The following is a 22,379-nucleotide window of genomic DNA, read 5'->3' on the forward strand; positions in this document are numbered from 1 at the left end:
GCGCCGTGGGGGAGGGAGGGAGGAAAGGGGGAAGGGGAGGAGGGAGGGGACGGATTCGGGGGTCCGGGCGTCCCGGGTCCGGAGATTCGTACAGCGCTTGTGCGGTGTGGTGCGGTGGGGGTGCAGTGCACTGTGGTGTGGTGCCGACGGTCGTGGGGGCCGCCGCCGGCCGGGCCGGTTGCGGCCGACCCCGAGCGTCCTCGGGGCCGACCGCCCTTTTGGGCGACCGGGCCGCTGTCCCCTGCTGCCCGGTCACGAGCGCTGGTGCGAGGTCCCACGGCGTACCAGAGGTACGCCACACGCCCCAGCGAAGCCACGCGTGGTTTCCTGCGGGCCCGCCCCTGGCTGGCACGGACACCCGGACCAACGAAGTCGGCTCCGGGCCGGTCACGCGCCGTACGGGTGAGAGCGGGCCCGAACTCAGATGCGGTCCCTCGCTCACACGCGGACCGCGCCTCCGGGACGCCCCCGGCGCGCCGCACCCTCAGATGCGGCCCCGGCACAGCTCCAGCATCGTCATCGCCAGCGCCGTGCCCGGCTTGCCCAGCGCGTCCCGGTAGTGGCCGAGGACCTCCATCTCGCGCGCCAGGTTCACCCGACGGCCGCCCGAGGAGATCCGGGCCTCCTGGATGACGGCCGAGACCGCCGTCCGTTCCTGGATCAGACCGATGATCCGGTCGTCCAGCGCGTCGATCCGCTCGCGCGCGTCGCCGATCAGCGCCGCCGCCTCGTCCGTACGGGCGCCGGTCTTCTCGGGCGTGGTGGTCTGCGTCATGGTGGGGCTCCTGGGGTGTCGGGCGGGCCCGGCGGTGCCGGACCCGGGCCGCCCCGGAGCGACCAGGCCCGGAAACGACAGAGCGCCCCGGGCCTGTCGGCCCGGGGCGCCTGGGAAGTCGCTTGTCAGTTGCTCAAGCAGCACGACCATGGCAGCCGGTGGGCCGGATGCCATAGGTAAAGACGAAGGTCGTGAGCTCGCGCATGTCCACAGTATGGCCCCTGCCGCGCCCCCGGAGCCCACCGGGTTCGGATGGTGAGACGAAAAGCGTCACCGGCGCGCCGGTAGAATCGACAGATAGCACCCCCCTTCGGGGGACCCCCTCCCATCGCCGGAAGGCCGCCGTAGTGTCATCAGCGACCCCCGCTGCCGCGCCCGACGTCACCAACCCGGACGTAGTCCTCGTTGTCGACTTCGGCGCCCAGTACGCCCAGCTCATCGCCCGCCGCGTCCGTGAGGCCCGGGTCTACAGCGAGATCGTCCCGTCCACCACGCCGGTGGCCGAGATGCTGGCCAAGAACCCGAAGGCGATCATCCTCTCCGGCGGCCCGTCCTCCGTGTACGCGGAGAACGCCCCCCGCCTCGACCGCGCCCTCTTCGAGGCGGGCGTCCCCGTCTTCGGCATGTGCTACGGCTTCCAGCTGATGGCGACCACCCTCGGCGGCACCGTCGACAACACCGGCGCCCGCGAGTACGGCCGCACCCCGCTGCACGTCTCCAAGGCCGGTTCCACCCTCTTCGAGGGCACCCCGGCCGAGCAGTCGGTGTGGATGTCGCACGGCGACGCCTGCTCCGCCGCCCCCGAGGGCTTCACCGTCACCGCGTCCACGGACGTCGTGCCCGTCGCCGCCTTCGAGAACGACGAGAAGAAGCTCTACGGCGTCCAGTACCACCCCGAGGTGCTGCACTCCACGCACGGCCAGCAGATCCTGGAGCACTTCCTGTACCGGGGCGCGGGCATCGAGCCCAGCTGGACCACGGGCAGCGTGATCGACGAGCAGGTCGCGGCCATCCGCGCGCAGGTCGGCACCAAGCGCGCCATCTGCGGTCTCTCCGGCGGCGTCGACTCCGCCGTGGCCGCCGCGCTCGTCCAGAAGGCCATCGGCTCCCAGCTCACCTGCGTCTACGTCGACCACGGCCTGATGCGGAAGAACGAGACCGAGCAGGTCGAGAAGGACTTCGTCGCCGCCACCGGCGTCCAGCTCAAGGTCGTCGACGCGCAGGAGCGCTTCCTCGCCGCCCTCGCCGGGGTCTCCGACCCCGAGACCAAGCGGAAGATCATCGGCCGCGAGTTCATCCGCGTCTTCGAGCAGGCGCAGGCCGAGATCGTCGCCGAGTCGGCGGGCACCGGCGAGGACGTCGCCTTCCTCGTCCAGGGCACGCTCTACCCGGACATCGTCGAGTCCGGCGGCGGCACCGGCACCGCCAACATCAAGTCCCACCACAACGTGGGCGGCCTCCCCGAGGACCTGGAGTTCGAGCTCGTCGAGCCGCTGCGCCAGCTCTTCAAGGACGAGGTCCGCATGGTCGGCCAGGAACTCGGCCTGCCCGAGGAGATCGTCCAGCGCCAGCCCTTCCCCGGCCCCGGCCTCGGCATCCGCATCGTCGGCGAGGTCACCAAGGAGCGCCTGGACCTGCTGCGCGAGGCCGACGCCATCGCCCGCGAGGAGCTCACCGCGGCCGGTCTCGACCGCGAGATCTGGCAGTGCCCGGTCGTCCTGCTCGCCGATGTCCGCTCCGTGGGCGTCCAGGGTGACGGACGCACCTACGGACACCCCATCGTCCTCCGTCCGGTCTCCTCCGAGGACGCCATGACGGCCGACTGGTCGCGCCTGCCGTACGACGTGCTGGCCAAGATCTCCACCCGCATCACCAACGAGGTCGCCGACGTCAACCGGGTCGTCCTCGACATCACCAGCAAGCCGCCGGGCACCATCGAGTGGGAGTAGCCGTCCCCGCTCCCTGAGACCGACGAAGCCGCCGACCCGCGCCCGCCGCGCGGGTCGGCGGCTTCGTCGTGTCCGGGCTCTGGTGACTTGGCGGACCGGGCGTTACCTTCCCGCGCATGAGCGCGATACCCGACCCCGTACCCCTCGAACGGCTCCACTTCGCCATGCCGCCCGTCCACGCGACGGCCGAGGAGGAACGCATCCACCGCAGACAGCGGATCGCGGGCGCGCTGCGGCTCTTCGCCCGCCTCGGGTACGAGGAAGGCGTCTCCGGCCACATCAGCGCCCGCGACCCCGAGCACCCCGACTGCTACTGGGTGAACCCCTTCGGGGCGCCCTTCGACGAGGTGACCGCGAGCGACCTCGTCCTCGTCAACGGCGACGGACAGGTCCTCCGGGGCGGGCGGCACGTGAACCAGGCCGCGTTCACCGTCCACGCCCAGGTCCACCGGGCCCGGCCCGACGTCGTCGCCGTCGCCCACACCCACTCCCTCCACGGACGGGCCCTGGCCGCGCTCGGGGAACTCCTCGACCCGATCACCCAGGAGGCCTGCGCCTTCTACCAGGACCACGCCCTCTACGACGCCTACACCGGAGTCACCGTCGACGCGGAAGAGGGCCGCCGCGTCGCCGTCGCCCTCGGCGCCTTCAAGGCGATCGTCCTCCGCAACCACGGACTCCTCACCGTCGGGACCTCCGTCGACGCCGCCGCCTGGTGGTTCCTCTCCCTCGAACGCGCTGCCCAGATCCAGCTGACCGCCCGCGCGGCCGGGAAACCGGTCCTCATCGACCACCGCGAGGCCGTCGCCACCCGCGAACAGCTCGGCAACGACCTCGTCGCCTGGATCAACTACCAGCCGCTCTGGCGCAAGATCAGCCGAACAGAGCCCGAACTCCTTTCGTGACACGATCGCCTCACCTTTTTGTACGTCGATGATCTGTATGCCAATGATCTGTACGTCAATGAGATGTCGCGGCAATCACTCCCCGGCGGGGCGCGAAGAAGCATCCGCGAGAGCCGCCGGTACGACACAATTCCGTTAAATCAAAAGCTGGTTGACCGCTCGGGGCGCACCCGCACGTGTCGTGAAGTGAGCTCGGGAGTGAGCACCGTGGCGGTTCAAGAGGCGAGACAGTACGGCGGACACGCGACGGCCTGCACGGGCTGCGCCCACTGCGGGCAGGCCGGACACCGGCGCGCCGTCGCGGCCTTCCTCGCCCGCCGCGACGAACTCGCCACCGGCCACGGCGTCCCCGCCGCGGTCGCCCACTCCCCGGTCGCCGCCCGCCAATGGGTCTCCGACGAACTGGCCCAGTCCGCCCGCGCGGTCGGCGCCCACGGCCGCGAGGCCGGACTCGCCTGGCTCGACCGGGTGCACCGCGGCGGCCTCGGTGCCGTCTGGGGAGCCGTCCTCGCGCTTCTCCTCGGCCAGGCACTCACCGCGATCCAGGCGGGCTGGACCGGGGCCCGCACGGCCGGTCTCTGCACCGCCCTGGTCCTCGCCCTCCTCCTCAGCGCCGCCGCCCACGCCCACCGCTCCCGAGGCGGTCTGCTCGCCCCCCTGCTCGGTGAGGACAACCGGCTCTCCACCCCCCAGGCCGTCGCCGCCGTCTGGCTCCTCCTCCTCGGCTACACCCTTCTCTTCCTCACCTTCCTGTCACCCGGTGCGAGTCCCTTCGCCCTGGCCCGTGGCGCGGGCCTCCTGTCCGTCCTCGCCCTGGTGGCGGCCGTCACCGTGACCGCCCGTCTCGTCGTCTCGGCCGGGACCGCCTCCGGCCGCCTCCAGAAGGTCCGCGCCGACCGCCCCCGCGCCGCCGACCTGCTCTGCGACGACGGTGGCCGGGCCGCCCTCGCCGATGTCCAGTACCTCCTCGTCTCCGTCTCCGTCCTCGCCCTCACCGCCGTCGGTCTGGCCCGCGACCCCTCCCGGCTCCCCGAGGTGCCCTGGTCCCTCGTCGTGCTCCTCGGCGTCTCGGCCGCCTGGCACCTCGCCGCCAAGTGCACCGAGGGCGTCCGCCCCACGGTCCACTCAGTGGTCCGGTCCCGGGAGGCCGGTGACCTGGACGCCCCGATCCGTACGGGCGACGACATCGAGATCCGCGGCTGCGGCTTCGTCCCGCCCGGCGCGGGAGCCCCCGACCCGCTGACCCGCCTGGTGGTCCGCATCGGCCCGGTCCACACCCATGTGCCGCTCGTCCCCGTCCCCGGCGGTTTCGCCAACCCCACCGACGCCTCCCTCACCGTCCCCCTCCCCGCCGACGTGGAACCGGGCCGCGTGGAGGTCTCGGTCGTCACGGCGGCGGGCGTCGAGACCAACCGGGTCGTGATCGACGTCGTCGACTGACCCCTCCGGCCCGTCCCCGCGCCCCCACCCCGACCGTGCGAGGAGAATCGATCCGCGAACATTCGTACGGGGTGTGGAGAGGTGACCGACGATGACGGGACAGACGAACCCGGCGGACCCGGCGGACCGGGGCGACCACGAGCCGCCGCCGGGCCGGGGGCCCGACGAGAGCCCGGCCGGACACACGAACCCGCCGGGCCTCGACGGCCCCCCGGGACAGACATCCGGTGCCGTCACCGGGCCCGATGGAGCCGACCGGGGCACTCCGGGGCCTGACACCGGAGGTCCGGGCGAACGACGGCTCGACGACGGCGGTCCGGCGGGCTCCCCGCTTGACGGTGGTGCGACGGGCGACGAACGGCCCGGCGAGGGCGGTCCGGGTGCCTCCGCAGGCCCTGGCGGCCTGGGGGCACTCGGCGCAGCCGACGCTCCGGGAGCGCCCGGGGGGTCCGACGGTCGAGGCTCGTCCCGAGGGGCCGGTGGGCCGGGCTCATCAGGAGGGTCCGACGGCCTCGGGGCGTTCGATGGGTACGGTGATCCAGGAGCGCCCCAGGGGTCCGGTCGTCGGGGCCTGTCCCGGGGGTCCGGTGGTCTGGGCTCATCAGGAGGGCCCGGTGAACCGGGAGCATCCGATGAGTCCGGTGGGCTCGACGGGTGGAAGACGCTCGCCTCCCGCTACGCGCTCCTTCCGCTGCGGCTCTTCCTCGGGATCACCTTTCTCTACGCCGGATTCGACAAGCTCACCGATCCCGCGTTCTTCGGGGACTCCGGTACCGGCTCCATCGGCGAGATGATGCGAGGTGTCCGGGACTCCTCGGCCCTTCCCGCCCTCGTCGACCTCGCTCTCAAGAACCCCACCGGATTCGGCTACGCCATCGCCTTCGGAGAACTCGCCGTCGGGATCGGGACCCTGGTGGGCCTCTTCGCCCGAGTGGCGGCTCTCGGGGGCGCGCTGATCTCGCTGAGCCTCTGGCTGACCGTGAGCTGGCAGGTGCAGCCCTACTACCTCGGCAACGACCTCGCCTATCTGATGGCCTGGCTCCCGCTGCTGCTCGCCGGGGCGTCCGTGCTGTCGCTGGACCGGCTCCTCGCCGTACGCCGTCGTATTCGATAGGCCACCCAGGTCACGAGGCCGGCGACTCCGAGGCCGAGCCCGAGCACCGGGAACGCCACGTACCAGGGGGGCTTCCAGGCCCCCGTCGCGTCCCCCGCGTACACGGCGGCCAGGGCCAGGGCGCTCAGGCCCGCCAGCAGCCGCCCGGGGCGGAACTCATGAAGCAGCACGGGTCACCTCCACCTGTCCGATGCCGACCTCCAGCGAGAGGTCCAGGGTGCCGGCCGGAGTCGTCCCGGCAGGCGGTTCGAGTGTGCGGGTCACCTCGCGGTCCGGCGCGATGTCGATGTCGTCGGCGGGCTCGCCGGGCAGCCGCAGGTCCCCGAGCGCCACTTCGGCGTGCAGCTTCACCACCGTGTCCTTCGGGACGATCACCTTGACCTGCCCCGCGCCCACCCCGACCGAGGTCGAGACGGTCGTGCCCGCCGGGACGGGGAGCCCCGAAAGATCCAGCGTGCCCACCCCGGTCCCGACCTCGTAGTGCGGCTGCACGGCCGTCACCGATGTCGGCCTCCAGGTGTCGCGGACCCACTCGGTGCTGATGTCCGAGGGCAGTGCCGTGGCCAGGGCCAGCAGACACGCCGTGACCACGGTGTGGAAGACCGTGCCGAACCCGGTCCGGCCGAGGAAGCTGCTGACGACCAGACCGACGCCGAACACGGTGAGGGCGGCGATCAGACCGGTCTGCAGGCTGGTGCGGAGCGGCTCGGTGTCCCAGGTGGCCGCCGTCCCGACGACCGCGGCGATCAAGGCCAGCAGATACACGATCCCGCCGATGGACCGCGGGCTTCTGCGCAGCGAAGGCCGTGGACGCCGGGGACCCGACCGGTCGGGTCCCCACTGACCACCGGGCTTCGGCACCTTGCCGTCCACCCGGCCCTCGTCGTCCAGGACGCCGTGCGGGCCCCAGAGGTACCCGATGTCCAGCTTGCCCGTCGAGCCGTCCTTGACGATGGGCTCCTTCCACCAGGACGGGAAATCGGTCAGCGGCGGCGCCTTGGTCTCGGGGGGAGCCTCCGAGACCGCGAGGGCCGCCGCGGCCGACTCCACCCGGCCCTCGGGCTCGATCACTCCGCTCTGCCGGTGCCGGGACCACACCGCCGCCGCGCACACCACGAACGCCAGCAGGAGCGCGGAACCCAGCATCGAGCCGCTGTGCAGCATCGACAGGAAGATTCCGCAGCCCACCAGTGCCATCAGCACCGCGGTCAGCGAAGTCCCGGAGACCCGGCCCGTCAGCAGTCTGCGGCCCTCGTTCTCCTCCTCGCCCGTGAGCGGTATCAGCAGCCAGGCGAAGCCGTAGAAGATCAGGCCGATGCCCCCCGGCACGGCCAGCACGCCGAGCGCGACGCGGAAGATCACCGGGTCGAGGTCGAAGTACCGGCCGAGACCGCCACAGACACCGCCCAGGACCTTGCCGCCGCGCGAGCGCCGCAGCGGGCGGGCGGAATCGGCCTCCGCCGGTGGCGGGGCCTCGTGCTGCGAAGGCGTCGAACTCGTCATGACTCCATGGTGACCGGCCGTGACGTCCAGCGGCACCGGGGACGACCCTGGCCCGACCCTGATATTCGGAGGGGTGTTGTCCCTGAGGTCTTACCGGGGACGATCTCAGGGCGGACCCTGATGTCCGGAGCGCGCCGAACGTGTGACGATCGGTGCATGTCCGCAACCGCTCGTGTCACCGACACCGACGAACCTCCCGTGCGCAAGCTGTACCGCAGCGCCGACGGGCGGTGGCTCGGCGGTGTGGCGCGCGGTCTCGCCGGGCACCTCGGTCTCCCGGTCGTCTGGGTGCGGATCGCCTTCCTGCTCCTCTCCTTCATGGACGGCCTCGGCTTCCTGGTCTACGCGGCCTTCTGGATCGTGGTCCCGCTGGGCGTGGGCGGACGGGCCGCTCCCCGCCCCGTCTTCGAGACCACCCCGGACGGGCGCCGCAGACTCCGCAAGCCGGAGCGGGGACAGATCTTCGCCCTGATAGCGCTCGCGATAGGCGGCGCGGCCCTCATCGGGAACATCAAGGTCGACAACGAGTCCGGGCGGTACGTCTGGCCGGTGATCCTCGTCGGTGTCGGGCTCGCCGTGGTCTGGCGCCAGGCGGACAACGCCCGCCGGGCCAGCTGGACGGAGGGCGGGCGCAGCAGCCGTGCCTTCCAGCTCGCCCGGGGGCTCGTCGGCGTCGGCCTGGTCGGCACCGGCCTCGCGGTCTTCGTGGTGGTGCGGGGTTCGGTCGCCCAGCTCGGGACGGCGCTCACCGCCGCTGTCGCGGTCCTCACCGGCATAGCCCTGCTCGCCGGTCCCTGGCTGGTCCGGATGTCCCAGGACCTGTCGGAGGAGCGGACCATGCGCATCCGGGCCCAGGAGCGTGCCGAGGTCGCGGCGCACGTCCACGACTCGGTGCTGCACACCCTGACCCTGATCCAGCGCAACGCGGAGGACCCGGGAGAGGTGCGGCGCCTGGCCCGCGCCCAGGAGCGGGAGCTGCGGAACTGGCTCTACAAGCCGGAGGGCACCGGCCAGGAGGAGGAGCCCGAGACCCTCGCGGAGGCGGTGAAGAGAGCCGCGGCCGAGGTCGAGGACAAGCACGGGGTGCCGCTGGAGGTCGTCGTCGTGGGTGACTGCCCGCTCGACGACGGACTGGTGGCGCAGGTACAGGCCGCGCGCGAGGCGATGGTGAACGCCGCCAAGTACGGTGGCGAGGGTGGGGCCGTCCAGGTGTACGCCGAGGTGGAGGGCCGCACGGTCTTCGTCTCGGTACGGGACCGGGGACCCGGGTTCGATCTGGACGCGGTGCCCGAGGACAGGATGGGCGTACGAGAATCGATCATCGGCCGGATGCAGCGCAACGGCGGCTCGGCACGGTTGAGATCGGTGCCGGGCGGGGGCACCGAAGTGGAGCTTGAGATGGAGAGGGCGGACGGATGAGCGACGAGACCGGGGCAGAAGGCGGAGCAGAGGCCGGAGCCGACGCGGGAGCGGAGGGCACGGACCGCCGGGTGCGGGTGGTGCTCGTCGACGACCACCGCATGTTCCGTACCGGAGTACAGGCGGAGATCGGCCGCACCGACATCACCGGTGTCGAGGTGGTGGGCGAGGCCGCCGACGTCGACCAGGCGGTCACCGTGATCACGGCGACCCGTCCCGAGGTCGTGCTGCTCGATGTGCACCTGCCCGGTGGTGGCGGTGTGGAGGTGCTGCGGCGCTGCGCGAGCCTGATGGGGGTGGCTGAGGACCCGGTCCGCTTCCTGGCCCTTTCGGTGTCGGACGCGGCGGAGGACGTGATCGGGGTGATCCGGGGCGGTGCCCGTGGCTATGTCACGAAGACGATCACCGGCAAGGACCTGGTCGACTCGATCTTCCGGGTGCAGGAGGGCGACGCCGTGTTCTCGCCCCGGCTCGCGGGCTTCGTCCTGGACGCCTTCGCGTCGACGGACGCGCCGCCGGTGGACGAGGACCTCGACCGGCTCACCCAGCGGGAGCGGGAGGTGCTGCGGCTGATCGCCCGCGGGTACGCGTACAAGGAGATCGGCAAGCAGCTCTTCATCTCGGTGAAGACGGTCGAGTCGCATGTCTCGGCGGTACTGCGCAAGCTCCAGCTCTCCAACCGGCACGAGCTGACCCGCTGGGCGACCGCCCGCCGCCTGGTCTGACGCGCCGGAGAGCGACCCTGGCTCCGGACCGCCCGCGTGGGCCTGGTCCGACCGGACCCGGCCCAGGCCAGACCTGAGGGCTGAGCGGACCCGGGCCGGACGCGCTCCGAGCTGTGCCGGACCCGATCGGGTCGGACCAGGGCCTGGGCCGGGTCCGACCCGATCGTCAGGCCACGCGGGTCGCTCCGGCGAAGGGCATCTCGTCGATGGGGGCCACGCGGACCGGGGCGCCGGGGCGAGGGGCGTGGATCATCTGGCCCCCGCCGATGTAGAGGCCGACGTGGCTGATGCCGGAGTAGAAGAAGATCAGGTCGCCGGGGGCGAGTTCGGAGCGGGAGACGCGGCGGCCGGCGTTGATCTGGGTGTACGTGGTGCGGGGCAGGGAGACGCCGGCGGCGCGCCAGGCGGCCTGGGTGAGGCCGGAGCAGTCGTAGGCCGAGGGGCCCGTCGCGCCCCAGACGTACGGCTTGCCGAGCTGGGCGCGGGCGAAGGAGACGGCCTGGGCGGTCCGTGCGTCGGGGGCGGTGGCCGGGTCGCGGTCGCCGGTCGAGGAGCGGTCGGCGCGGCCGGTTCCGGTGTGGGCGACGGCCGTGGTGCTGCCGGAGCCCGCCTCGGCGGCTTCGTAACGGGCGCGTTCCTCGGCGGTCAGACGGCCCAGGAGGGTACGGGCCTCGGCCAGTCTGCCGAGGACGGCGGCCTTCTGGCGCCGGAGTTCCGTCTCGTTCCGGCGCAGCTCGGTGAGGTGCTGGGCGGACTCGCCGCGGAGCTGCCGGATCGCGCCCAGTTCGCGGCGCACGGCGCTGATGGCGGCGGTCTGCCGGTCGCCCGCCTTCTCGGCGAGGGCGGCCCGCTCCAGGTACTGGTCGGGGTCGGAGGTGAGGGCCAGCCGCACGGCGGGGTCGAGGCCGCCGGTGCGGTACTGGGCGGCGGCCATGGCACCGAGGCTGTCGCGCGCGTCGTTGAGGCGCTGGGTCCTGCGGGCGGCCTCGTCGCGCAGCCGGTCGAAGGCGGCGCGGGCGGCGTCGGCCCGTTCCTTCGCGCCGTTGTACCGCTCGGTCGCGGCTCCGGCGTCCTCGTAGAGCCGGTCGACCCTCTCCTTGACCTGGGCGGTGGTGGGCCGGGGCTCCGCGTGCCCGGAGCCCTCGAAGAGGGTGGTGGTCGCGGCGGAGGCCAGAGCGAGGGTGGCGGCGGTGCGGGCGGCGTGGCCGCCGAGGAAGGAACGCCGGGGCTTTCGGTGCGCTGCCACGAGGGCGGTCACATCCTCTGTCTGCGGATACGGGCCCGCCGGTCTCTGCGGGTACGGGTCCACCGGGCCGACGGCGGGCCGCCACAGGGGGAGACGGTCCGCCGCCGGTTTCCTCGGCGGGGCGGTCGGCAACCGCCGGGCGAACCGGCGGCGGTGGGGAGCCGACCACCTGCTGGAGGACGCTAATCCGGGGACCGTTCCGGCATGGAGGATTGATCACTATTGGCACCAGTTGTCGGATCGGGGGCTGAATGCTTTCGCCGGTGAGGGCGGTACGGGGACATTCCGGTGGCTGCCCGACCGAAGCGCCGGAGTGGGTGGACCCGGCCGGAGGGCGGTGCTAAGGCCCCGGTTAGGCTCCGCCCATGGACGTACTCATCAATGTCTTCGTCGCCCTGCACATCATCGGTATCGCCTCCCTGCTGGGCGGCTTCCTCACCCAGATGAAGGCGATGGGGGCCGGTACGGCCCGCTTCAGCCCCGCGATGCTGCACGGCGCGCTGACCATGCTGATCACGGGCGTCGCCCTCGTCGGCCTGAACCAGGCGGACGACCAGACCGTGAACAACCTCAAGGTCGGCATCAAGCTCGCGGTCCTCGTCGTCATCCTCGGCCTGGTCTACGTCAAGCGGGACGAGGAGAAGGTCGACAAGGGCCTCTTCGCCACCGTCGGCGGGCTGACCACGGCGAACATCCTCATCGCGACCCTCTGGGTCTGATCCCGGCAGCCCCCGTGGGCCCCGGGTCCCGGCCGCCCGCGCGCGAGCGGTCCGGGGCCGGGTTCCGGAGGCGGGCCCCGGATGTCAGTGCGGCGTCCTAGACTCGTGAGGCGATGAGCAGCCTCTTTGACGACAGCTTCCTGGCCGGCCTCCAGAACCACTCCTCGGAGGAGCCGCCGCCCCACCCCGAGGACGACGAGCACCGCGCTCCGGCCACGGAGGAGGTCCCGCACGACCTCTTCGGGGGGCACTTCGACGCGCCCCCGCCCCGGGACGCGTACTACCGGGACGGGCACCCCCGGCCCGTGGTGGACCCCGCCGCCCTCCTGGACGGGCTGAACGAGCAGCAGCGCGCCGCCGTCGTCCACACCGGCACCCCGCTGCTCATCGTGGCGGGCGCGGGCTCCGGGAAGACCCGGGTCCTCACCCACCGCATCGCCCACCTCCTGGGCAGCCGGCACGTCCACCCCGGCCAGATACTGGCGATCACCTTCACCAACAAGGCCGCGGGCGAGATGAAGGAGCGCGTCGAGCAGCTCGTCGGGCCGCGGGCGAACGCGATGTGGGTGATGACCTTCCACAGCGCCTGCGTCCGCATCCTGCGCCGCGAGTCGAAGAGGCTCGGCTTCACCTCCTCCTTCTCGATCTACGACGCCGCCGACTCCAAGCGGCTGATGTCCCTGGTCTGCCGTGACCTGGACCTCGACCCGAAGAAGTTCCCGCCGAAGTCGTTCAGCGCCAAGATCTCGAACCTCAAGAACGAGCTGATCGACGAGGAGAGCTTCGCCGACCAGGCCGTCGACGGCTTCGAGAAGACGCTCGCCGAGGCGTACCGGATGTACCAGGCACGGCTGCGCGAGGCCAACGCCCTGGACTTCGACGACATCATCATGACGACGGTCCATCTGCTCCAGGCGTTCCCGGACGTCGCCGAGCACTACCGCCGCCGCTTCCGCCACGTACTCGTCGACGAGTACCAGGACACCAACCACGCCCAGTACACCCTGGTGCGGGAGCTCGTCGGCACCGGTGACGAGGACCTCGGCCCGGCCGAGCTGTGTGTCGTCGGCGACGCCGACCAGTCCATCTACGCCTTCCGCGGCGCCACCATCCGCAACATCCTCCAGTTCGAGGAGGACTACCCGAACGCGACGACGATCCTCCTGGAGCAGAACTACCGCTCCACCCAGACGATCCTCTCGGCGGCCAACGCCGTCATCGAGCGCAACGAGTCCCGCCGTCCCAAGAACCTGTGGACGAACGCGGGCGCGGGAGCGCAGATCACCGGCTACGTCGCCGACACCGAGCACGACGAGGCCCAGTTCGTCGCCGACGAGATCGACCGGCTCACGGACGCGGGCGAGGCGAAGGCGGGAGACGTCGCCGTCTTCTACCGGACCAACGCCCAGTCCCGCGTCTTCGAAGAGATCTTCATCCGGGTCGGACTGCCCTACAAGGTCGTCGGCGGTGTGCGCTTCTATGAGCGCAAGGAGGTCCGGGACGTCCTCGCGTACCTGCGCGTCCTCGCCAATCCCGAGGACAACGTGCCGATGCGCCGCATCCTCAACGTCCCCAAGCGGGGCATCGGCGAGCGCGCCGAGGCGATGATCGACGCGCTGTCCCTGCGCGAGAAGATCACCTTCCCGCAGGCGCTCAAGCGGGTCGACGAGGCGTACGGCATGGCCGCGCGCTCGGCGAACGCGGTCAAGCGGTTCAACGCGCTCATGGACGAGCTGCGCACCGTCGTCGAGTCCGGCGCTGGCCCGGCGGTCGTCCTGGAGGCGGTCCTGGAGCGCACCGGCTATCTGGCCGAGCTCCAGGCGTCGACGGACCCGCAGGACGAGACCCGTATCGAGAACCTCCAGGAACTGGCCGCCGTGGCGCTGGAGTTCGAGCAGGAGCGCGGCGAGGAGCCCGCGACGCTCGCCGAGTTCCTGGAGAAGGTCGCGCTCGTCGCCGACTCCGACCAGATCCCGGACGACGACGAGGAGGGCCGGGGCGTCATCACGCTGATGACGCTGCACACCGCCAAGGGCCTCGAATTCCCGGTGGTGTTCCTGACGGGCATGGAGGACGGGGTGTTCCCGCACATGCGCGCCCTCGGCCAGGCGAAGGAGCTGGAGGAGGAGCGGCGATTGGCGTACGTGGGCATCACGCGCGCCCGTGAGCGGCTCTACCTGACCCGCTCGTCGATGCGCAGCGCCTGGGGACAGCCCTCGTACAACCCGGCCTCGCGCTTCCTGGAGGAGATCCCGGCGACGCACCTGGAGTGGAAGCGGACGGGGCCGATGGTGAAGCCCGCCGGGCCGACCTCGGGGATCACCTCGTCGCTGTCCTCCTCGCGGACGCGTTCCGGTCCTTCGGGGTTCGCGACCCGGCGGGCCGGGGAGAAGCCGGTGATCTCGCTCCAGGCCGGTGACCGGGTCACGCACGACCAGTTCGGTCTGGGCACGGTGGTGGCGGTGACCGGTGTGGGCGCGGACGCCCAGGCGACGATCGACTTCGGCGACGAGAAGCCGAAGCGGCTGCTGCTGAGGTACGCGCCGGTCGAGAAGCTGTAGCGGGGTCTCCCGCGACGACGGGAGCGGGCCCGGCCGGAAGGCGGGGCACGCTCCCGTCGTCGTGTGGCCGAGGGGGTGCGGTCAGCGGGTCGGGTCGAGCCCGTGGCTGCGCAGCCAGGCCAGCGGGTCGATCGCGTAGCCGCCGCCGGGCCGGACCTCGAAGTGGAGGTGCGGGCCGGTGGAGTTGCCGGTGTCACCGGAGTACGCGATGACGTCCCCGGCCTTGACCTGGCCGGAGCGGAACTTGGGGCTGCTGAGGTGGCAGTACCAGGTCTCGGTGCCGTCGGGGGCGGTGACGATGACCATGTTGCCGTAGGCGCTGTTCAGCTGGGTGCGGACGGTGCCGTCGGTGGCGGCCATCACGGGCGTGCCCTCGCGGACGGGGAAGTCGATGCCGGTGTGCACGGACATCCAGTTGACGCCCGACTGTCCGAAGCGGGCGCTGAGCTGGTGGAGCTTCACCGGCAGCACGAACTTGGGGCGCAGCGCCTCCTTGCGGGCGGCCTCGGCCTCGCGCTTCTTCCGGTCGGCCTCCTGGCGCTGCCGGAGGTCGATGCGCTCCTGGGTGCGGCTGGCGCGGTCGCCGAAGTCGCGGGCGTCGGCGCTGAGCGCGGCGAGCTGGGTGTCGAGCGCGTTGTTGGCGGCGACCTGCTTGACGGAGGCGGGGTCGGAGGCGGCGAGCGCGGTGGTGTTCTCCGTCTTGCCGCCGTCGGCGCCGGAGCCGGTGAGACCGCCGACGGAGGCGGCGGCGATGCCCGCGACGCCCATGACACAGGCGGAGGGGACGGCGACGGTGAGGAGCGCGGAACGCTTGGCGGGGGTACGGCGACGGCCCCGGCTGCCGCCGGAGGGGCGGCGCACGGGGCGGCCCGCGACGGGGGAGCCGGTGCGGAGCTCGGCGGCGTGCGTGTCGCCGTGCGTGCCGTCGACGTCGGACCCGGTGTCCGGCTCGTGATCGCCGTCGTCGTCGAAACCGGCCTGGTGGGCGGCGGTGTCCTCGGCGAACCCGTGGTCGTCGGCGTACTCGGCGTCGTGGCTCCCGGCCTCGAAACCGGTGTCCTCGGAGGGGTCGAGGGGGGCGGGGTCCTCGGTGTGCCCGGCCGCCGCGGTGGCGTAGTCGAACGCGAACTCGGCGGTGTGCTCGGGCCCCGGCGCGTACTGCTGCGGGACGACCGGTTCGGCCTCGGGGGCGGTGTTCCACGCGGTCGCGTCGTAGGCGCCGGTGTCGGTCGTGAAGGCTGGGGCGGCCCACTGGCCGGTGGTGTCGTAGGCCTCGTGGCCGTACGTGCCCTGGGCGGCGTAGGCGCCGGAGTGGAGGTTCTCGTACTGGCCGGTCTGCTGGGCCTCGGTCCAGGCGGAGGCGTCCCACTGACCGGTGGTGTCGTACGAGGCCGAGGCCGAGGCCGAGGCCGTGTCGTACGTGCCGGTGGTCTGCTGCGCGGCGTCGTACGGGGTGGTCGTCGTCGCGTACGTGCCCGTGGTGTCGTAGGTGCCGGTGGTGTCCCACTGGCCCGTGGTGTCCCACTGGCCGGTCGTGTCCCACTGCCCGGTGGTGTCGTGGGTGTGGGCGGTCTGCTGCTGTGCGGTGTCGTACTGACCCGTCGTCGGGTACGTCCCGGTGGTGTCGTACGTGGTGAGGTCCCACTGTCCGCTGTGGTCGGCCTGGCCGGTGGCGTACGAGCCGAAGAGCGGATCGACGCCGAAGCCGTTGGTGGTGTGGGCGTCGTCTCCGACGTACCCGGCGTGGGGGTGCTGGTCGTTCACCAACGTCTCTCTCGCCTCGGCAACAGGACCGGTCCGGGGCGGGCCCGTCGAGGGGTGTCCCGGGGGTAAGCAGTGGCGCGACTGTACCCGGCGGCCTGTGCAACCGACAATCTTCAGATGGGTTCGCTGCCGTAGGAAACGGGCAATCGGCCGTGTTTCGCCAGCTCACGGGGCGAGCTTTGGCCTTGTGTTCGAGAAGCGTTCGAAAAGCGGTTCCCGCGTGTCCGTGATCTTCGCGTGCGCCGAGGGGCGCCCGGCCGGTCGTCCCCGTGCGTCACGCGACGGACGCGGCGCCGGGCCCCTCCTTCCGCGCCTCCGGCCTCTCCCTCCGCGCTTCCGATCCGGCCCTCCGCGCCTCCGGCCCGTCCGTCCGCGCGCCCGGCGCCTCCGGGTCGTTCGCGTCGAGGGCTTCCAGGACCCCGGCGGCGACCGTCGGATGCACGGGCAGCGCCAAGTGCCCGATCCCGCTGACCCGTACGTTGCGCACGAGCAGGTCGGGGTGGTCGAGCCGGGCCGTCTCCACCGGCGACATCAGCTGGTCCAGATCGCTCCAGAAGCTCACGAACCGGGTCCGGCAGCCCGGCGCCGGACCCGCCAGCTCCCGCAGCACCCCGGAACCCGGCCGCATCTGCCGGACCAGCGGATGCGCGTCGGCCAGCGGTGCCACGGTGGTGCCGGAGTGCGGGGTGCCCAGGGTGACCAGGGTCCGCACCCGGGCGTCACCACCGAGGCGTTGCACGTAGTAACGGGCGATGAGACCGCCCAGGCTGTGCCCGACGATGTCGACCTCGGTGGCTCCCGTACGGGTGACGATCTCCTCCACCCGGCGGCCGAGGAGCGCGGCGGCGGCCCGTAGGTCGCGGGTCAGCGGCGAGTGGTTGAGCGACTCGACGCGGTCACGGCCGTGCCGCGTCAACGAGCGGCGCAGCAGGAGGAACACCGAGCGGTTGTCCACGAAACCGTGCAGCAGCACCACCGGGCGCCGGGCGGGGGAGAGCGGCGCCGGAGGCTCCGGGGACGAGCGGCGCTCGGCGGCGATCCCCGTGGGATAGAGGACCAGATGGCCGGTGAGGATCGCGAGTTCGAGGGCGGTGGCCTTCATCAGGGTGGTGACCTCGGCGAACTCCATGGCCGGCCTCCCGAACGGCGCGGGGGCCGGACGGCACGTCGGCGCACCGCGTCTCCGCGCCGCACGGACGACGGCACGGAGACGCGGCGACCTCGTCGCGGCTCCCTTCGCGCCCCGCCCCGCTTGCGGCTGGTGGGCCCAGGAGGAGGGCCCGAAAGCGGGGTGTGACGCGGAGCGAACATGTCCCACGTGTGATTTCCCCCTCGCTCGCCGCCGCGAAACTGCTGCGTGCGGGATGCTGGGGATAACGTTCGTTCACCTCCCCGGCAATCAGGCGCGGGGGTCGCATGTGGAGGCAGTGATGGGTGTGACCGGTCCGATCCGCGTGGTGGTGGCCAAGCCGGGTCTCGACGGCCACGATCGCGGGGCCAAGGTGATCGCGCGGGCACTGCGGGACGCCGGTATGGAGGTCATCTACACCGGGCTCCACCAGACTCCGGAGCAGATCGTCGACACCGCGATCCAGGAGGACGCCGACGCGATCGGCCTCTCGATCCTCTCGGGCGCGCACAACACCCTGTTCGCGAAGGTCCTGGAACTGCTCAAGGACCGTGACGCGGAGGACATCAAGGTCTTCGGCGGCGGCATCATCCCGGAGGCGGACATCCCGCCGCTGAAGGAGAAGGGCGTGGCGGAGATCTTCACGCCGGGCGCCACGACCGCCTCCATCGTCGACTGGGTCAACGCGAACGTCCGCGTGGCCGCGTGAGCCCCTTCCGTGCCGGGTGACCTGCCCGTCCTCCTTTCAGAAGGGCCCTTCCCCGGGGGAGGGCCCTTCGGCGCGTCCGGCGTCCTCGCGGGCCCCGGCCCTTCGCGCCTTTCGAGGTCCACGAGGTCTGCGGGGCTCACGAGAGCCGCAGGATCCATGAGGTCTACGAGCCTGATGAGGTGTACGGGGTGACCGCCGGGCCCGGTGACGGTGACGGTCCTGGGGGTGTGCCCGGCACCGGAGGCGCGTCCGGTGTCCGCGAAAGGCCCGGCTCCGGTACCGGGCCCGGCTCCGGCACCGGTTCCGTGTCCGGCTTCGGTGGAAGGTCCGGCGCGGGCGGCGCCTCCGCGAGTTCGGCGTGCATCGCCGCGCGCAGCCGGAGGGTGGAGACCAGTCGCTGGAACGCCTCGGACCAGTAGCCGCCCGCGCCGGGGGCGACCTCGTCCGTCTCGTCCGGCCGGGCCGTCAGGGCGTCCAGGTGCCGGGCCGACTCCGGGGCGAGACAACGCTCCGCGAGCCCCATCACGCCACTGAAGCTCCACGGGTAACTGCCCGCCTCCCGCGCGATGTCGAGGGCGTCGACCACCGCTTCGCCCAGTGGCGCCGCCCACGGCACGTCGCACACGCCGAGCAGCTGGAACGCCTCCGACAGTCCGTGGGCGGCGATGAACGACGCCACCCAGTCCGCCCGCTCCGCCGGGGGCAGCGTCGACAGCAACTGGGCCCGTTCCGCGAGCGACGACGTGCCCGGTCCCGTCGCGGGAGGCGCCGACGGTGCGCCGAGCAGCGCCCGCGACCAGGCCGCGTCCCGCTGCCGCACGGCGGCCCTGCACCAGGCCGCGTGCAGCTCCGCCTGCCAGTCGTCGCCGACCGGCAGCGCCACGATCGCCTCGGGGCCGCGCCCGCCGAACCGGGGCGGCCAGCAGGACAGCGGGGCCGCCTCCACCAACTGGCCCAGCCACCAGGACCGCTCGCCCCGTCCGGCCGGGGGCGTCGCCACCACACCGTCCCGTCGCATCGCCGCGTCGCACTCGTGCGGGGCCTCGACGACGACCGAGGGTGTCCGCGCCGTCCGGTCGAGCCCCACGCACGAGACGGCCCGGCCCGCCATCCGGCCCGCCAGCGCCGAGCGAGGAAGCGCGGACAGCAGTTCGGCGGCGGTGGCCCGGACGTTGCGGCTCCGGTCGCCGAGGGCCGCCTCCAGGAACTCCTCGTCCGCGTCGGAGAGTCCGCCCCGCAGCGAGTCCAGGAACATCAGCCGGTCCTCCGCCCGCTCGACGGACCAGGTGCCCGCGAGCAGGGCGAGCCCGGCGGCCGGGTCCTCGGCGCGTACGGCGGCCAGCAGGGCGACCCGCTCCGCGAACAGGCCCTCCTCCCACAGGGCCCGTACGCCCTTCTCGTCCCCGGGGTCCGGAAGGAAGCCGCCCGCGCCCGAACCCCGCAGCGCGAACCGCCACTCGGGGTTCTGCCGGGCCAGCCACAGACCGCGTGCCCCGGCCAGCCGGAGCGCCTGCGGCCTCAGGTCCGTGCGGGCGCGCGCCGCGTCGAGCAGGGCGGGCAGGACGGCGGAAGGCGCCTTGAAACCATGCCGGTTGGCGAGTGTCAGCCACTGGGGGAGCAGCTCGGCGAGGTCGGGAACGGCCCCGCGCCGCCCGGAGGGCGAGGGCGCGGCCCGGCCCGCGAGCAACTGTTCCAGCCGCCGTCGGGCCGCCTCGGGCAGTCGGCCGCGCGGGTCGGCGGGCGCGGGCTCCGGCAGCGGCGCGGCGGGACCGGGCCGCAGCCCCGCCCTGCGCCGTACGGTGTGCACCGCGGCGGCGCCGAGGAGCGCGCCCGGCAGCTCCCCGCCGCCGGTCCCGGCGAACCCGCCGGGGGCACGCCGGTCCGTACCGAGCATCGCGGCGGTCACCAACTCCTCCCAGGCCCGGCCCTCGGCATCCGCACCCCCCGCCCCGCCGCCGCCCGAAGCACCCCCGGCCCGGAAGGCCATGGTGTCCGGGCCCGCGATGCCTGGGGAGGGGGCGCTCAGGTCCGTGACGCTCGGGTTCGTGAGGTCCAGGGAGGGGACGTCCCGGTCCGCGAGGTCCGCGCCGCCCGGTCCGCCGGTGGGCGCGGTCATCGGGTCCTCGGCGATCACCGCCCGCGCCCCTTCCACGGCCGTGGCACCCCCTTCCCCCACGCCCGTGGCCTCCGCCCCGTCCTCGGTCCGGGCGTCCCGGTCCGCGCGGTCCGTTCCGTCATCGGGTGCGGCGCCCCTTTCCTCCGCTCCCGGCCCGCTCCTCTCCTCGGCGGGCGAGGTCGTTCCGGTGTTCCGCCCGGGCGGGGGGCTCCGCCGGGCCCCGGGCGTCAGCGCGTTCGCCGTGCCGGTCGTCGGCCGCTCGGGTGTCGTCGTACCCGCCGCACGGGCGGCGGCCGGGGGTGTCGTGTCCGTCTTCATCGGTGCCTCCGGTCGGTGAGGGCGGTGCGGCCCGTGCGGGGTGTCCGGTCGGCGGGGGTCATACGAGGGGGACCGCCTCGTCCGGGGCCTCCGGGGACCAGGCGGTGAGCGGGGTGAAGCCCCGGTGCCCGCACTCCCCGAAGACGGTCAGCGGTACACCGCCCGACAGGGCGACCAGGCGCCAGAGTCCGGGCCGCGACTGGGCGGCGGACGTCAGGGGCAGTGCCTCCCGGCCGTCCGCGTCGGCGAGCTGCCAGCCGTACTCCGCGCGCGTCGGTACGACCCCGCTCAGGGTCACCGGCCAGGAGTCCAGCCACGGGTCGTCCCGCAGCGCCCCGCCGTACGCGGCGAGCGCCGCCCCGACCGGGCCGCCCGGTGGCGGGCCCGCAGACGCGGTGACGGGGACGAAGTGCTCGCCCGGCTCGGCCCTCAGCTGCCCGGAGCCCGTGTGCGGGGTCAGTTCGCCGTCGAGCACCGCGCCCACCGGGAGGGACAGCGCGGGAGCCCGGCCCGCCGCCCCGTACGAGAGCAGGAACACGGTGCGCCCGCCGGTCGTGCCGTACAGCCAGACGCGCCGGGTGGTCAGCCGCGCGTCCCCCGCGTCGTACTGGGCGAGAACCAGCCAATGATCGCGCACCGGGGCCCCCTCGACCGGAGAGGGGAGGCCCACCCGGGTCCGTACCGTGGTGGCGAACGGCGCGGGCAGCCGGTCGGCGCCGAGCCAGGCACGGTCCAGGAGGTGCGTCAGCGCGCACTCCTCCAGGAGCCGCACCGGCCAGCCGGGGCCCGAGCCCGGTATCGCGCCCAGCTCCCGGACCCGGCCCGCGAGGCCCGGTGCCTGGGCGTCGACCATGCGGGCGGCCGTCTCCTCCCACAGTCCGTACCCCGGCTGCCCGGCCGCCGCGAGGCCGCCGCGCAGCAGATCGGCGAGCCGCTGCTCCAGTTCACGGGTGCCCGAGGTGATCCGGGCCGCCCGGCGCGCGGCTCTGCGGCGCGCCGCCTCCGGGTCCGCCGGGCGCCCGGCGGACCTGTCCTCGACCGGGCGGGCCGGGGCCGGGGCCACGGTCCGCCCGCGACGGGTTCCGAGCCATCGCGCGGCCCAGTCGGGCGCGGTGGACTCCCCGGGCGCCGTACCGTCCGAGGCGTGCAGCAGCAGCAGTCCGAGCGCGTGCTCGCAGGGGGACTTCCGGCTCGGGCACCCGCAGTGGAAGGCGGGCCCCGCGGTGTCGACGGCCGTCCGGTGGGTCGTGCCGCCGCTGTCCCGGCACAGGCCCCAGACGGCGCCCCCTCCATGGCCCGATTCCGGCCATGATCCGGCCGCGCCCAGCTCGCTCCCCGCTCTGCGCGTCGCCTGGTCAGGAGCCAGTGCCAGCACCTGCTCCGTGGTCCGCCGCACCCCCATGGCATTCATGTCCCCGACGGTAGAGGCCGCCACTGACAACGGCTCTGGCCTGCTAGTTGGGGCGGGGAAAGGGCCCGGGGCGATTTGACTTTACCCTCCCTTTAAGATTGCCTGCGCGGACCGACCGATCCACCTCTCGCGTCCAGGGGGACCCCCATGAAGCGCACTGCCCGCACCGCCGCCACGGCCTTCGCCGTCACCGGTCTCGCCCTCGGCCTCGGCGCCTGCTCCGCGGTCACGGACAAGGCCGTCGAGCAGGTCGACAAGTCCGTGAAGCAGACCTACGAAGTCACGTACGAGGTCACCGGCAAGGGGATCGAGACCATCGAGTACCACGCCGGTGACGGCACCGCGATGGAGCCGAAGATCGAGTCCGAGAAGAAGCCCACGACGCCGTGGAAGAAGACCGTGAAGCTGACGGGCATCATGCCGCCGGCCGTCATGCCGGTCTCGCTGAACCCCGCCGACCTCACCTGCAAGATCACCTACCAGGGCAAGGTCCTCAAGGAGGCCAAGGCCGAGCAGGCCATGGCGGGCGGCTGCGTCGCCGTCTCGCCCATCGTGGGCTGACCCTCCCGCACCCGC

17 protein-coding genes are annotated in these 22,379 nt (G+C 73.0%); 10 read left to right on the forward strand and 7 right to left on the reverse strand.

Annotated elements, in window-relative coordinates:
• Window positions 1–484: 484 nt before the first annotated feature.
• Window positions 485–775: a chorismate mutase gene (locus ACFXGN_RS20775; RefSeq protein ID WP_384861117.1), complete on the reverse strand. Its 291-nt coding sequence runs from the start codon at window positions 773–775 to the stop codon at window positions 485–487.
• Between the two features lie 347 nt (window positions 776–1,122).
• On the opposite strand from ACFXGN_RS20775, the gene guaA reads away from it, so the two are divergent.
• The 4 genes from guaA (at window position 1,123) to ACFXGN_RS20795 (ending at window position 6,183) form a co-directional block, all read left to right on the forward strand.
• Window positions 1,123–2,724 (forward strand): glutamine-hydrolyzing GMP synthase, encoded by a 1,602-nt coding sequence (gene guaA, locus ACFXGN_RS20780; protein ID WP_384861119.1) that lies wholly within the window; start codon window positions 1,123–1,125, stop codon window positions 2,722–2,724.
• A gap of 116 nt (window positions 2,725–2,840) precedes the next feature.
• Window positions 2,841–3,629, forward strand: a complete 789-nt coding sequence (locus tag ACFXGN_RS20785) for a class II aldolase/adducin family protein (protein WP_384861122.1) — start codon at window positions 2,841–2,843, stop codon at window positions 3,627–3,629.
• A gap of 207 nt (window positions 3,630–3,836) precedes the next feature.
• Window positions 3,837–5,069 (forward strand): hypothetical protein, encoded by a 1,233-nt coding sequence (locus ACFXGN_RS20790; RefSeq protein ID WP_384861125.1) that lies wholly within the window; start codon window positions 3,837–3,839, stop codon window positions 5,067–5,069.
• 592 nt (window positions 5,070–5,661) lie between these two features.
• Window positions 5,662–6,183, forward strand: coding sequence for a DoxX family protein (locus ACFXGN_RS20795; protein ID WP_384861423.1), 522 nt, complete (start codon window positions 5,662–5,664; stop codon window positions 6,181–6,183).
• 156 nt (window positions 6,184–6,339) lie between these two features.
• Here ACFXGN_RS20795 and ACFXGN_RS20800 read toward each other — a convergent pair whose 3' ends face one another.
• The gene (locus ACFXGN_RS20800) at window positions 6,340–7,686 is read right to left on the reverse strand and encodes a PspC domain-containing protein (RefSeq protein WP_384861128.1); all 1,347 of its coding nucleotides are present in this window, start codon (window positions 7,684–7,686) and stop codon (window positions 6,340–6,342) included.
• Between the two features lie 156 nt (window positions 7,687–7,842).
• Here ACFXGN_RS20800 and ACFXGN_RS20805 point away from each other — a divergent pair, with 156 nt between their 5' ends.
• Complete coding sequence (locus ACFXGN_RS20805) at window positions 7,843–9,105, forward strand: PspC domain-containing protein (protein WP_384861131.1); 1,263 nt, start codon at window positions 7,843–7,845, stop codon at window positions 9,103–9,105.
• Window positions 9,102–9,830, forward strand: coding sequence for a LuxR C-terminal-related transcriptional regulator (locus tag ACFXGN_RS20810; protein ID WP_384861134.1), 729 nt, complete (start codon window positions 9,102–9,104; stop codon window positions 9,828–9,830). The genes ACFXGN_RS20805 and ACFXGN_RS20810 overlap by 4 nt, the downstream gene beginning before the upstream one ends.
• A gap of 166 nt (window positions 9,831–9,996) precedes the next feature.
• On the opposite strand, the gene ACFXGN_RS20815 is transcribed toward ACFXGN_RS20810, so the two are convergent.
• Window positions 9,997–11,076 (reverse strand): NlpC/P60 family protein, encoded by a 1,080-nt coding sequence (locus tag ACFXGN_RS20815; protein ID WP_384861137.1) that lies wholly within the window; start codon window positions 11,074–11,076, stop codon window positions 9,997–9,999.
• 365 nt (window positions 11,077–11,441) lie between these two features.
• Between ACFXGN_RS20815 and ACFXGN_RS20820 the strand changes: the two genes are divergently transcribed.
• Both ACFXGN_RS20820 and pcrA read left to right on the forward strand, forming a co-directional pair.
• Complete coding sequence (locus tag ACFXGN_RS20820) at window positions 11,442–11,795, forward strand: hypothetical protein (protein WP_384861140.1); 354 nt, start codon at window positions 11,442–11,444, stop codon at window positions 11,793–11,795.
• Window positions 11,796–11,908: 113 nt separating this feature from the next.
• Window positions 11,909–14,356 carry a DNA helicase PcrA gene (pcrA, locus tag ACFXGN_RS20825; protein ID WP_384861143.1) on the forward strand — a complete coding sequence of 816 codons (2,448 nt, stop codon included), beginning with the start codon at window positions 11,909–11,911 and terminating at the stop codon, window positions 14,354–14,356.
• An 81-nt stretch (window positions 14,357–14,437) separates the two neighbouring features.
• On the opposite strand, the gene ACFXGN_RS20830 is transcribed toward pcrA, so the two are convergent.
• Both ACFXGN_RS20830 and ACFXGN_RS20835 read right to left on the reverse strand, forming a co-directional pair.
• Window positions 14,438–16,120, reverse strand: coding sequence for a M23 family metallopeptidase (locus ACFXGN_RS20830; RefSeq protein WP_384861146.1), 1,683 nt, complete (start codon window positions 16,118–16,120; stop codon window positions 14,438–14,440).
• A 274-nt stretch (window positions 16,121–16,394) separates the two neighbouring features.
• A complete protein-coding gene (locus tag ACFXGN_RS20835; RefSeq protein WP_384861149.1) occupies window positions 16,395–17,249 on the reverse strand; it encodes an esterase/lipase family protein in 855 nt (284 codons plus the stop codon).
• A gap of 301 nt (window positions 17,250–17,550) precedes the next feature.
• On the opposite strand from ACFXGN_RS20835, the gene ACFXGN_RS20840 reads away from it, so the two are divergent.
• Window positions 17,551–17,958, forward strand: a complete 408-nt coding sequence (locus ACFXGN_RS20840; RefSeq protein WP_366439595.1) for a cobalamin B12-binding domain-containing protein — start codon at window positions 17,551–17,553, stop codon at window positions 17,956–17,958.
• Between the two features lie 163 nt (window positions 17,959–18,121).
• Here the strand turns inward: ACFXGN_RS20840 and ACFXGN_RS20845 are convergent, their stop codons facing one another.
• Together ACFXGN_RS20845 and ACFXGN_RS20850 are read right to left on the reverse strand one after the other, a co-directional pair.
• The gene (locus ACFXGN_RS20845) at window positions 18,122–19,852 is read right to left on the reverse strand and encodes a DUF5691 domain-containing protein (RefSeq protein WP_384861426.1); all 1,731 of its coding nucleotides are present in this window, start codon (window positions 19,850–19,852) and stop codon (window positions 18,122–18,124) included.
• A 598-nt stretch (window positions 19,853–20,450) separates the two neighbouring features.
• Window positions 20,451–21,803, reverse strand: a complete 1,353-nt coding sequence (locus ACFXGN_RS20850) for an SWIM zinc finger family protein (RefSeq protein WP_384861152.1) — start codon at window positions 21,801–21,803, stop codon at window positions 20,451–20,453.
• Window positions 21,804–21,950: 147 nt separating this feature from the next.
• On the opposite strand from ACFXGN_RS20850, the gene ACFXGN_RS20855 reads away from it, so the two are divergent.
• Window positions 21,951–22,364 (forward strand): hypothetical protein, encoded by a 414-nt coding sequence (locus ACFXGN_RS20855; protein WP_384861155.1) that lies wholly within the window; start codon window positions 21,951–21,953, stop codon window positions 22,362–22,364.
• Window positions 22,365–22,379: the final 15 nt, after the last annotated feature.

The organism is Streptomyces sp. NPDC059247 (assembly GCF_042754005.1).
GTDB lineage: Bacteria > Actinomycetota > Actinomycetes > Streptomycetales > Streptomycetaceae > Streptomyces.